Source organism: Amycolatopsis sp. NPDC059235 (genome assembly GCF_042754125.1).
In the GTDB taxonomy this organism is placed as follows: domain Bacteria; phylum Actinomycetota; class Actinomycetes; order Mycobacteriales; family Pseudonocardiaceae; genus Amycolatopsis; species Amycolatopsis albidoflava.
Window position 1 is genome coordinate 18265 of the sequence record NZ_JBHZAG010000019.1, and the last position, 11896, is coordinate 30160.

Genomic DNA, 11896 nt, shown 5'->3' on the forward strand with positions numbered 1-11896 from the left:
TCACGACCGAGGCGGCGGCCGTGCCCCGCGGCCTAGGGGCGGTAGCGAGCCCGGCCGGTTTCCCTGCCCCGATAGGGAAACACCTTGCCCGGCCGAGTGTTTCCGCCCCGGTTTCGCTGAAACGGATGGTCCTGTGGTCACTCGGAGCATATCTCGCACTACCGGTTGTAACGTCGGTTGTCGGGCATCCGGCCCAGGCGGCGAAGGGGAGAGATGACGTTTTCGAGGGGTGGCACGGTGGTGCTGCGGACAGCACGTGCGTTCGCGGTGCTCGCCGGGCGGTCGCTGCTGCTGGGACCGGCGACAGCGGCGGCGTGGCTGCGCGGCGAACGGTTCGACCGAGACGTCTGGCTGGCGGACACAGTCGTGGCGCTGGGTCCGGCGTTCGTGAAGGCCGCCCAGCTTCTGAGCACGCGAGCGGACATCCTGCCGCCTCGGGTGTGCCGCGCGCTTTCCCGGCTGCACGACCAGGTTCGCCCGGTCCCGCCGCGCACGATGCCGCCCGCGCTGAGGCTTGGGGCGGGGGAGCCGGAACTGGTCGGCGCGGGCAGCATCGCCTGCGTGTACCGGGTGGTGCTCCCGGACGGCCGGGCGGTCGCGGCGAAGGTGCGCCGGCCGGGCATCGTCCGGTCGCTGTCGGCTGATCTCGCGATGCTGGAACGAGGCGCCGGGCTGGCGGCGAGGCTGCCGATGCTGCGCGGCGTGCCGGTCGCCGCCGTCGCGGCGCAGCTCGCCGAAAGCATTCGCGCGCAACTGGATTTCGCGAGGGAAGCGGAGCGGCTCGAAGGCTTCCGGGAAACACTGAGCTTCGCGGACGGAGTGACCGTTCCCGGTGTCCGTCCTGGAATGTCCACTGAGGACACTCTGGTGATGGACTTCCTCGACGGGCTGGTGCGCCGCCGTCCGGAGGATCTCGGCGAGGAAGAGCGCCGGAACGCGGTCGTGCGGGCGTTGCGCGCGGTCTACCGGATGCTTTTCCTGGACGGAGTGGTGCACTGCGACCTGCACCCGGGCAACCTCTACTTCCGCGAGGACGGTTCGATCGTGATCCTGGACGCGGGGTTCACCGTCCGGCTGTCGGAGTCCGCGCGGGAGAAGTTCGCCGCGTTCTTCTACTGCATGAGCCAGGGCGACGGCGAGGCCTGCGCCGACATTGTGCTGTCGACGGCGAAAGCGCCGCCAGGTTGCGACACTGAGGGGTTCCGCGCGGAGCTGGCCGCGCTGGTGGAGAAGCACACCGGACGCAACGCCGCCGATTTCGACCTGGTTTCCTTCGCCGCCAAGCTGTTCGACATCCAGCGCCGGCACGGCCTCCACGCCGACCCGCAGTTCGTGTTCCCGATCCTGTCCCTGCTGGTGCTGGAGGGCACCGTCCGGGAATTCCATCCCGACGTCGACTTCCAGCGGGAGGCCCGGCCGATGCTGGTCACCGCCCTGATGGAACACGTCGTGGCCGCGCCGAGGGAAGCGAGGTGAGCGCCGGGATCGTGGCCCGGGCGCTGCGCCAGGACCCGCGGCAGGTCGACTTCGGCCTGCGCCGGTTCCGGCTGCGTCCCGGCCCGGCTCGCGGCGTCCTGGAATCGGCCGGACGTGCCTTCCTGACCGGGTTGAACGCCTCGATCGAACCGGACCCCGCCGTCCTCGGCCAGCAGGTGTCCGCGCTCGAACCGGAACTGCGCGGGTTCGCGTTCGAGGGCGCGGGAATGGGCTGTGCCCTGCTGGACGTGCTCCTCCCGCTCCGGCGCGGCCGGGTCGGGGCGCTGCTGAACGGACCGGCCGCGGAGTATCCGCACCTCGTGCACGTCGGGGTCGGCTGGGCCTGCGCCCGGCTGCGGCTGCGCCCCTTCCGGAGCACGGCGACGGATCCGTTGCTGCGCTGGCTGGCCTGGGACGGATACGGCTTCCACCAAGGCTTTTTCCACACCGACCGGGTCATCGGACGCCGTCGCGTAGAACCCGGGATCGGCCGCGGACCGCGGCAGGTCCGCGACCAAGGGCTCGGCCGGGCGCTGTGGTTCTGCGAATGCGCCGACCCCGACGGGGTGGCCCTGCGGATCGCCGAGTTCCCCGCCGGACGGCAGGCGGACCTGTGGAGCGGCATCGGCCTCGCCGCGACCTACGCGGGCGGCGCCGACGCCGCCGAACTCGCCCGGCTCGCCGACCTGTCCGGGACGTACCGCGCGCACCTGGCCCAAGGGTGCGCGTTCGCCTGCGCCGCGCGGCGGGTCAGCGGGATCGTGCCCGCGCACACCGACAAAGCGGCGGAAGTGCTGGCCGGAGCCAGTACCGACGTCGCCGCGGACTGGACCGTCCTGGCGCTCGGACAGTGCGCGCCTTACCCGTCCACGCTCGCGCACTACCAGCGCTGGCGCGCGGAAATCCGGTATCTCTGGGAGAGGAAGAGCCGATGAGACCCTTTCTTCGCCGGCATCTGGCCCGCCTGGTCGCGCTGTTCGGCTGCACGGCGGTGTTCGCGTTCACGGTCGTCCCGCAGCCGTCCTCAGCGGAGGAAACCGAGCTGGCGCACCAGTTCTCGTTCACCTCCGCCCAGATCAGCCCGGACAACGCACCCGGCGGACGGCACGTGCGGACCGTCGCTCCGGCCTACGAGCAGATCCGGTCCTGGATCTCCTCCGTGGGCGCGGCGACCGCGCTGTTCGCCGCGGACGGCGGCCTGATCGCGCACGACGTCTGCCTGGTGGATCCCCGCACGGACACCGTCACCGTCGAACCCGCGCCCGGCACCGGCGCGCGATACCAGCCGTTCACCCTGGTCCCGTCGGGGCTGGAGATGCCGTCCTTCGCGGCCCCGATGGGCTGCCTTCCCGCCGACGTGGACGAGAACGGCCGCCAGGACGTCGTCGTCTACTACTGGGGCCGTTCCCCCGTCATCTTCGAGCGACTCCCGGGGAACACCCCGTCGGCGGCGGCGTTCCGGCCGCGCGAGCTGGTCAGCCCGTGCCAGGTATGGAACACCAACGCCGCCACGATCGGCGATTTCGACGGCGACGGGCACACCGACCTCGTGTTCGGCAATTACTTCCCGGACGGCGCGCGGGTGCTCGATCCCACCGCGCACCAGCCCGAACTGGTGATGAACGATTCGCTGTCCCACGCCGTGAACGGGGGCACGCTCCGGCTGTTCCGCTCCGCCGGAGCCGGCCGGTTCGCCGAGGAGCCCGACGCTTTCCCACCGGGCACGCGGACCGGGTGGGCGCTCGCGCTCGCCGCCCAGGACATCGGCGGCCGGGGACGGCCGGATCTGTACGTGGCCAACGACTTCGGCCCCGACCACCTGCTGGTCAACGAATCCACCCCGGGCCACGCGGCGTTCCGCACGGCGACCGGCACGCGGCACGCGACGACGCCGAAGTCGAAGGTGCTGGGCAACGATTCGTTCAAGGGCATGGGCGTGGCCTTCGCCGACCTCGACGCGAAGGGCGTCCCGGACATCCTGGTCAGCAACATCACCGAGCCGTACGCGTTGCAGGAAAGCAACTTCGCCTACCAGTCCACCGCGGACCGCGCCGAAACTGGCGACCAGCTGCGCAACGGCGTCGCACCTTACGACGACCACAGCGAGGACCTCGGCCTGTCCCGCACCGGATGGTCGTGGGACGTCAAAGCCGCCGACTTCGGCAACTCCGGTTCCGAGGAAGTCATGCACGCGACCGGTTTCGTCGCCGGCGAGGTGAACCGGTGGGCACAGTTGCAGGAGACCGCGATGTCGAACGACCTCGTGCTGAGCCATCCCGCGCTGTGGCCGCGTTTCACCGAGGGAACCGACCTGTCCGGACACGACCGCAACACGTTCTTCGCGCGCGGCTCGGACGGCCGCTACGTGAACGTCGCGGACCAGGTCGGGGTCGGCACCGACGCGGTCAGCCGCTCGTTCGCGGTCGGCGACGTCGACGGAGACGGCCGGCTCGACTTCGTCGTCGCCAACCAATGGGCACCGTCCACGTTGTACCGCAACACCTCGCCAGCCGGCGCTTTCCTGGGCTTGCGCCTGCGAAAACCCGTAGGCGACAACGCGTGCCGCGCGAACGCGCCGGGGCCGACGTCGCCGGCGATCGGGGCCGAAGCGGAGGTCGCCGCGCCGGGCGGCGGGAAGCGGCTGCAGCAGGTGTACCCGGCCAACGGGCACAACGGCGTCAATGCTCCCGATCTGCACTTCGGCCTGGGCAGCGAACCGCCGTCCTCCGTACCGGTCCGGCTGGCGTGGCGGGACGGCTGCGGACACCGGCACGACGGTTCGGTGATGCTTCCGCCCGGCTGGCACCAGCTGCGCCTCAACCCCGACGGCACCATCGAGGAGGACCGGTGACCAAGTCGCCGAGCGAACGCCGTTCCGCCGCCCTGCGCCGGTTCGGCGCGTCGATCACCGTGCTGACCGTGCTCGGGCACACCGTGCTCGGCTTCGAACAGGCGTATCTCACGCCGGTGGTCGCCGTGTTCGCCGCGCTGAGCGCGGAGATCGTGCTGGAGTCGGTGGAGTCCGCGACCGCCGGGCGTCGGCCCCGGTACCTCGGCAAACCGGGCGCGGTGGCCGACTTCCTGCTTCCCGCCTACATCACCGGCATGGCGTGCGCGATGCTCCTGTACGCGAACGACCGGTTCATGCCGACCGTGCTCGCCTCCGTCGTCGGCGTCGCCTCGAAGTACCTCGTCCGGGTGCGGATCGGCGGCAAGAGCAGGCACGTGCTGAACCCGAGCAACGTCGGCATCGTGGTGGTCCTGCTGCTGTTCGGCTGGGTCGGCATCGCGCCGCCGTACGAGTTCACCGAATGGGTCACCGGCTGGTGGGGCGCGGTCGTGCCCGCGTTGCTGCTGATCGCCGGGACCATGCTGAACGCCAAGCTCACCGGCAAGGTGCCGCTGATCCTCGGCTGGGTCGGCGGCTTCCTCGGCCAAGCCGTGCTGCGCGCGCTGTTCACCGACATTTCGCTGGTCAGCGCGGTGCTGCCGATCACCGGGACGGCGTTCGTCCTGTTCACCAACTACATGATCACCGACCCCGGCACGACGCCGTCGTCCCGTCGGAACCAGGTCTGCTTCGGTCTCGCCACGGCCGCGGTCTACGGCGTGCTGGTGCAATTCCACGTCGTATTCGGCCTGTTCTTCGCCTTGACGATCACTTGCGCGCTGCGCGCTGCGGTGCTCGCGGTCGCCGCTCGCAAGAGTCCTCAGTGGACTGTCCTGGTTCCGGCACAGCGCACTGCCGCCGATCCGGTACCGGCTCGGGAACCCGCGTGACCCGCCGCGAATCCGGCGAGCCGATCGCGATCGTCGGGATGGCCTGCCGCTACCCGGACGCGGACGGCCCGGCGCAGCTGTGGGAAACCGTGCTCCACCAACGCCGCGCGTTCCGGCGGCTGCCGCCGGGCCGGCTCGACCTCGCCGATTACTGGAGCGCCGACGCGAGCGTCCCGGACCGGACCTACAGCACCCAGGCCGCGGTGCTGGCGGACTGGGAGTTCGACCGGGAAGCGTTCCGGATCCCCGGCTCGACGTTCCGCGCCGCCGACCCCGCGCACTGGCTGGCGCTGGAGACCGCGGACCGCGCGCTCGCCGACGCGGGGCATCCGTCGGGTGTGGGCCTGGACGCCGATCGGGTAGCCGTCATCGTCGGCAACAGCCTGACCGGCGAAGTCACCCGCGCCCGGGCACTGCGGCTGCGCTGGCCTTATGTCCGCGACGTCCTGCGCGCGACGCTCGACGACGTGGACCTCGCCGCGGTCGAAAAGCGTTACCTGGCTGCGTTTCCCGAAGTGGGGGACGAGACGCTGGCGGGGAGTCTCGCCAACACCATCGCGGGCCGCATCTGCAACCACTTCGGTTTCCATGGCGGCGGGTACACAGTGGACGGTGCGTGCGCGTCGTCGATGCTCGCCGTGATCACCGCCTGCCGGGCGCTCCGAGACGGAGGAGCCGACTTCGCGCTGGCCGGGGGAGTGGACCTGTCGCTGGACCCGTTCGAGCTGGTCGGATTCGCCAAGACCGGCGCGCTCGCCGCCGAGGAAATGCGGATCTACGACGAGCGTTCGGCCGGATTCTGGCCGGGCGAGGGCTGCGGGATGCTCGCGCTCGCCCGCGCCGAAGACGCCCGGGCGGCGGGATTACCGGTGTACGCGGAAATCCTCGGCTGGGGCGTCTCCTCGGACGGCCGCGGCGGCATCACCCGGCCCGAGGCGGACGGGCAGCTGCTCGCGTTGCGCCGGGCGGGCGAGATGGCCGGGGTCGAGCACGCCGAGATCGGGCTGTACGAGGGACACGGCACTGGGACGGCGGTCGGCGATGTCGTGGAGCTGACCGCGTTGAACCGGGCCCGGTCCGGAGCCGGTTCGGCCGCCGCGCTCGGCTCGGTCAAAGCGAACATCGGGCACACCAAGGCGGCCGCCGGCGCGGCCGGGGTGGTCAAGGCCGCGCTGAGCGTGTCGTCCGGGCTTCTGCCGCCGACCACCGGCTGCGCGGCACCGCATCCGGCGCTCGGGGAGACCCTGCGGGTGTTGCGCGCTCCAGAGCCTTGGCCGGACGGCCGCCGGTTCGCCGGGGTGAGCGCGATGGGCTTCGGCGGCATCAACACCCACGTCGTGCTGGGTTCCCCGGCGCGGCCCCGCTCGGTGCGGTCGCCGGTGACGAGCCGTCCGGCTCCGGAATGCGACGTCATCGTCGTCAGCGGACCGGATCCCGCTCGGGTCGCCGCTGAGCTGAGCCGGATCGCCGAGGCCGCGCCACGCCTGTCGCGAGCCGAGTTGCACGATCTGGCCTGCCACTACGGACGCCGGGACCCAGCCGGTCCGGTCCGGGCCGCGCTCGTCGCCCGAACCCCGGCCGAACTCGCCGCTCACGCCGCCCGCGCGGCGGCCGAGGTGCCGTCGCTGGCGCGCGGACAGCTCTCGACGGCACCAGGATCCTGGCTGGGAAACGCCGTGCCGGGCCGGGTCGCGCTGCTGTTCCCCGGACAGGGGGCGAGCGGCGCGGAACCGGCCGACACCACGCTGGCCCAGCCCGCGATCTACCGCGCGTCCCAGGCGGCGCTGTCCTGGCTCGAGAAACTGGGTGTGACCGCCACCGTCGCGATCGGGCACAGCCTCGGCGAACTGACCGCGCTCACGTGGGCGGGCTGCCTGTCCGCGGAGGATGGCGAACGGCTAGCAGTCGAACGCGGGCGGATCATGGGCGAATACGGCACGTCCGGCACCGGGATGCTCGCTGTCGCGACGAGCGAGGCCGAAGCGCTCTGCGCAGGTACGGACGTCGTGCTCGCCGCGGACAATTCCGTCGAGTCGCAGGTGCTTTCCGGCCCGGTGACCGAACTCCGGGCGGTGGCGCGCGAGGCCGAGCGGCGCGGCTTCCGCGTCACCTGGCTTCCGGTGTCACACGGTTTCCACAGCCCCGCCATGGCCGCCTGCGCCGCTCCGTGGCGCGAATTCCTCAGCAGCATCGAATTTTCTCCGATACGCCGCGCCGTGATGTCCACTGTGTACGGTCGGCAACTGACCGAGGGCGACGACCTCGTCGAACTGCTCGTCACGCAACTCTGCGCGCCGGTGCAGTTCCGGGCCGCGGTCGAGGCCGTCGACGCGGACTTGTTCTGCGAAGCGGGTCCCGGCCGCGCCCTGAGCACCCTGGCCGGTCAGAAGACCCCGACGGTCAGCCTGGACATCGGCGATCGCGCAGCCGCCGATTCCGCCGCCGCGCTGTTCGCCGCCGGGGCAGCGGCGAGTCTCGTCCCGTGGTTCGCGGGCCGGTCCGCGCGCCCCGTCGACCTCGACCGCGAACCGGAGTTCCTCACGAACCCCTGTTCCGTGGCGCCGTCGGTGATCCCCGCGCCGAGGGAGGCCATGGACGCCGCTCCGGCCCGCGATGCGGCCGCGACGGTCACCGGCCTGCTCGCCGAAGCCACCGAACTCGACGCGGCACTCATCGGCTCCGACGCCCGCCTGCTCGCCGACCTCAACCTGAGTTCGCTGCGGGCGACCCAGCTCGTCGTCGAGGCGGCGGCGGCGCTCGGCCGGACGCTGCCGTCGGTGTCGATGGCGTTCGCCGACAGTTCGGTCGGCGAGGTGATCGCGGAGATCGAACGACTCCCGGAGACCGCGGAATCCGACGCGGAGACACTGGGCGTGCGGCCGTGGCTCGGCTGTTTCACCGAGACGCTGGTCCCGGCCCGGCCGGAACCCTGGCGTCCGACCGAAACCGTGTGCCTCGCCGACCCCGAAGACGTCGAGGCACTGCTCGATGCCGCGCGGAAAGCATTGCGCCACAAGGCACTCGTCGTGGTGACGCACGACTGCGCGATCAGCGGCTTCTTCCGCTCGCTGCACCAGGAACATCCCGAGATCGGCATCACTCTCGCCCAAATCCCGGTGCACGCGACGGATTTCTCCGCGCTCCACGCCGAACCCGGCCGATTCCGCGAACTGGTCCTCGGCGAGGACGGCACCTGGTACGAACCGCGCGAGCAGCTTGTGTCCGCGGTGCCTGCCGAAACGCCACTCGACGACCAAGACGTACTGCTGGTCAGCGGCGGTGGCAAAGGCATCGGCTACGCCTGCGCGCACGCACTGGCGAGCACGACCGGCCTCGCCCTTGCCGTCCTCGGCCGCGCCCACCCGGAGACCGACGAACTTCTCCAGTCCAATCTGGACCGGCTCCGGGCGGACGGCATCCGCGTCGCCTACGAGGCCGCCGACGTCGGCGACCCCGATGCGGTCGCGCTCGCCGTGGAAAAGCTCACCGCCGAAACCGGGCCGGTGACCGCGCTGCTGCACGCGAGCGGCATCAACGAGCCCGCCCGGTTCGCCGACCTGACACCCGACCGCGTCCACGCGCACCTGCGTCCGAAGATCGCCGGGCTCCGCGCGTTGCTCGCGGCTGTCCCGCCCGAATCGCTGAAGCTGCTGGTCACGTTCGGCTCGGTGATCGGGTCGGCCGGGATGGCGGGGGAGTGCCACTACGCACTGGCCAACGGCCTCCTGCGCGCCGAAGTGCGACGGCTCTCCCGAGAACTGCCGAGCTGCCGGGTGCTCGACCTCGCCTGGTCCGCGTGGTCGGGCACCGGCATGGCCGAACGCATGGGCGCGGCGCGGGCCCTCGCCCGTTCCGGTGCCACGCCGATCCCGGTCGAGGAAGGCACGGAACTGTTCCTGCGCCTGCTGCGCACGCCGTCGACGTCGGCCGACGTGTCAGTGCACGGACGGCTCGGCGAGGAACTCCCGGCGGGAACAGGCCGGTTCCTGCAGCGGATCCGGGCAGGCCATCCCGGCGTCGAACTCGTCGCCGACGCGACGCTTTCCCTGCGCACCGACCCGTGGCTGGACGGCCACCGCGTCGACGGGACGGCGCTGCTGCCCGCCGTCGTCGGGCTGGAAGCCCTGGCGCAAGCCGCTTCGACAGTCGCGGGCCGGGCACTGACGACCGCCTGCGACGTCAGATTCGACCGGCCTGTGGTCATCCCCGACACCGGCGAGCACGTCGTCCGAGTATGCGCGCTGCGGGACGGCGACGTCGTCACCACCGTGCTGCGCTGCGCCGAATCCGGCTTCCTCGTGGACCACTTCAGCGCCGTTTTCCCTTTGTCTCCTTCGGAAAACGCCACCGCGCCGCCCGAAGTGCCCGATCGAGGCCGAATCGAACCAGCTGACCTTTACGACCAGCTCTTGTTCCACAATGGACAGTTCCGCCGCGTCGCCGCGGTGGCCGTCCCGGACCCATGGTCCTGCCGGGCCACTATCACTCCGAACGACGAACCCTGGTACACCTCGGTGCTCGGCGACCCAGCCGCGCATGACGCCACCGTGCACGTCCTGCAGTCCTGCGTCCCGACGCGCCGTCTCCTGCCCATCGCCTGCGACCGCGTCGACTTCGACCCGCGCGCGACGGGCGTATGGGACCTCCGTGGCACCGAACAACACGCCGCCGACGGCCGCTACACCTGGGACGTCCTGGCCACGGACGCGGAAGGCCGCCCCGCCGTCCGATGGACCGGCCTGCGCCTGGCCGACACCGGCCCGCTTCCCGACGACCGGCCTTGGCCCCCGGCCTTGCTGTCCGTGGCGATCACCCGGACGGCCGTCGCGCTCGGACTCGATCCGTCGCTGCGAGTGTCGATCGGTGAACCGTTCACTGTGGACGCCGATAGCTCTTGCCCGGTCGCTAGCGCCTGGGAGTTCGTCGAACCACACGAGCCGCCGGACGCTGGGTTGCTCCGCGTCATCTCCGGCCCTTGCAACGAGTCATCCGAGCTTCGGGCCGCACGAGCCTCGACAGTGACGCGATGCCTGACGCAGGTGAGCGCGAGTCCATCGGATGCAAGGCTTTCCGGAGCCTACGACGGAGGATGGCTCGTCCTCGCAGCCGGCGGTGCCAGGATCGCCTCCGCGGTGTTCACCGTGGACGGATACCGGCTGCCAGTCGCCATCGCACTGCTCACCGTCGGCGGTGCCCGATGACCCCGGCGTACCGGTACCGCCATCCCGTCACGCTGGAGGAAACCAACCTCGTCGGCAACGTCTACTTCGCGCATTACGTTCGCTGGCAAGGACATTGCCGGGAACGGTTCCTCGCCGAACACGCCCCCGACGTCCTCGCCTCGCTCACCGACGGCTTCGCCGTGGTCACCACCGGCTGCGGCTGCGAGTACTTCGGCGAACTGACCGCCGGGGATGTCGTCGAACTGCGCATGACCTTGACCGAACTCGACGCCCACCGGGTCGCGATGGCGTTCGACTACTACCGGACCGAGGTCGCGGTGCCGCAACTCGTGGCCCGCGGGCACCAGGCCGTCGCCTGCATGACCCGCGGACCCGCCGGACTCGAACCGGTCCCCGTCCCCGAGCAACTCCGGACGGCCCTCACACCGTACTTGAAAATCCAGTAGTACGCTGGGGTGGTGACGACCACCGCAAGAGGGGAGCGGCAGTACCGCCAGTACTGCGGGCTCGCCGCCGCTCTCGACACCGTCGGGGAACGCTGGACGCTGCTCATCGTGCGCGAACTGCTCCTCGGCCCGCGCCGCTACACCGAGCTGCTCGCGGACCTGCCCGGCATCGGCACCAATCTCCTGGCGGACCGTCTCAAGAAGCTGAGCGCCGCCGGCGTCGTCGAGCGCTCCGAAACCGGTGCCGGACACGCCTACCGGCTCGGCCCGCTGGGCGAACAGCTGCGGGAACCGGTGCTGGCGCTGTCGAAGTGGGGCATCGGCCTGCTGGGCGAACCGAGCGCCGACATGGTCACGCGGCCGCACTGGGCGCTGCTGGCCGTCCAGTCCATGGCAGACGCGAGCCGGCTGCCGGAGGTGGCGGAGACGTACGAATTCGGGGTGGACGAGGAAACCTTCCACCTGACCGTCGACCGCGGCTCCCTGACCACGGCGCGCGGGCCCGCTGAATCGCCGGTGCTGAGCATCCGCACCGACGCGACGACGTTCGTCCGCATCGGCGCCGGGGCACTCGGCCCGTTCGAGGCGCTGGCGACGGGGAAGCTGACGTTCACCGGTGACGCGGAAGCGGTGGTGCGCTGCTCGACGGTGCTGGGATTGATGGAACGTCCCGGTTCGCATTCGGGCGCGTGAGGTGGGCTGTTGTGCGGGCGGGGAGACCCGCGGTGTTGGTCGGTGACCGGCGGGGTGCTCGGGCGGCGTCGGGTCTGGCGGAGCGGCCCGATCCGCTTGCGGGCGCGTGAAGCGGGCTGTTCTGCGGTGGGAAGACCGACGGGTGTTGGTCGGTGATCCGGATGCGGCGTGGCGGGGTCCTCGGGCGGTGTCAGGTCTGGCGTAGCGGCCCGATTCGGCCGTGAGTCGCGCGGCTTGCGGGGATGGGGCTCGTTTTACCTGTCCCGGTGATCCGGTAGCCAAGTGATCCGGTAGCCGAGGTGCTGGGCTTCGCGAGCG

7 protein-coding genes are annotated in these 11896 nt (G+C 71.2%); all 7 read left to right on the plus strand.

Going from position 1 to position 11896, the window contains the following annotated elements; translation table 11 throughout:
- Window positions 1-213: 213 nt before the first annotated feature.
- From ACFXI3_RS15185 to ACFXI3_RS15215, 7 genes are read left to right on the plus strand one after another with little or no spacing between them, the layout of a single operon-like run.
- Window positions 214-1476 (plus strand): ABC1 kinase family protein, encoded by a 1263-nt coding sequence (locus ACFXI3_RS15185; protein WP_378399968.1) that lies wholly within the window; start codon window positions 214-216, stop codon window positions 1474-1476.
- Window positions 1473-2411, plus strand: a complete 939-nt coding sequence (locus tag ACFXI3_RS15190) for a DUF1702 family protein (protein ID WP_378399969.1) — start codon at window positions 1473-1475, stop codon at window positions 2409-2411. Before ACFXI3_RS15185 ends, ACFXI3_RS15190 begins: the two co-directional genes overlap by 4 nt.
- The gene (locus ACFXI3_RS15195; protein WP_378399970.1) at window positions 2408-4327 is read left to right on the plus strand and encodes a CRTAC1 family protein; all 1920 of its coding nucleotides are present in this window, start codon (window positions 2408-2410) and stop codon (window positions 4325-4327) included. Before ACFXI3_RS15190 ends, ACFXI3_RS15195 begins: the two co-directional genes overlap by 4 nt.
- Window positions 4324-5256: an enediyne biosynthesis protein UnbU gene (locus ACFXI3_RS15200; protein ID WP_378399971.1), complete on the plus strand. Its 933-nt coding sequence runs from the start codon at window positions 4324-4326 to the stop codon at window positions 5254-5256. The genes ACFXI3_RS15195 and ACFXI3_RS15200 overlap by 4 nt, the downstream gene beginning before the upstream one ends.
- Complete coding sequence (locus ACFXI3_RS15205) at window positions 5253-10457, plus strand: SDR family NAD(P)-dependent oxidoreductase (protein ID WP_378399972.1); 5205 nt, start codon at window positions 5253-5255, stop codon at window positions 10455-10457. The genes ACFXI3_RS15200 and ACFXI3_RS15205 overlap by 4 nt, the downstream gene beginning before the upstream one ends.
- Window positions 10454-10885 (plus strand): acyl-CoA thioesterase, encoded by a 432-nt coding sequence (locus tag ACFXI3_RS15210; RefSeq protein WP_378399973.1) that lies wholly within the window; start codon window positions 10454-10456, stop codon window positions 10883-10885. The genes ACFXI3_RS15205 and ACFXI3_RS15210 overlap by 4 nt, the downstream gene beginning before the upstream one ends.
- Window positions 10886-10897: 12 nt before the next feature.
- A complete protein-coding gene (locus tag ACFXI3_RS15215) occupies window positions 10898-11578 on the plus strand; it encodes a winged helix-turn-helix transcriptional regulator (protein WP_378399974.1) in 681 nt (226 codons plus the stop codon).
- Window positions 11579-11896 lie beyond the last annotated feature (318 nt).

What these genes read in the sequence shown, in the direction of transcription:
- ACFXI3_RS15185 (WP_378399968.1), top strand. Translation starts at nt 214, where the DNA reads ATGACGTTTTCGAGGGGTGGCACGGTGGTGCTGCGGACAGCACGTGCG.
- ACFXI3_RS15195 (WP_378399970.1), top strand. Translation starts at nt 2,408, where the DNA reads ATGAGACCCTTTCTTCGCCGGCATCTGGCCCGCCTGGTCGCGCTGTTC.
- ACFXI3_RS15210 (WP_378399973.1), top strand. Translation starts at nt 10,454, where the DNA reads ATGACCCCGGCGTACCGGTACCGCCATCCCGTCACGCTGGAGGAAACC.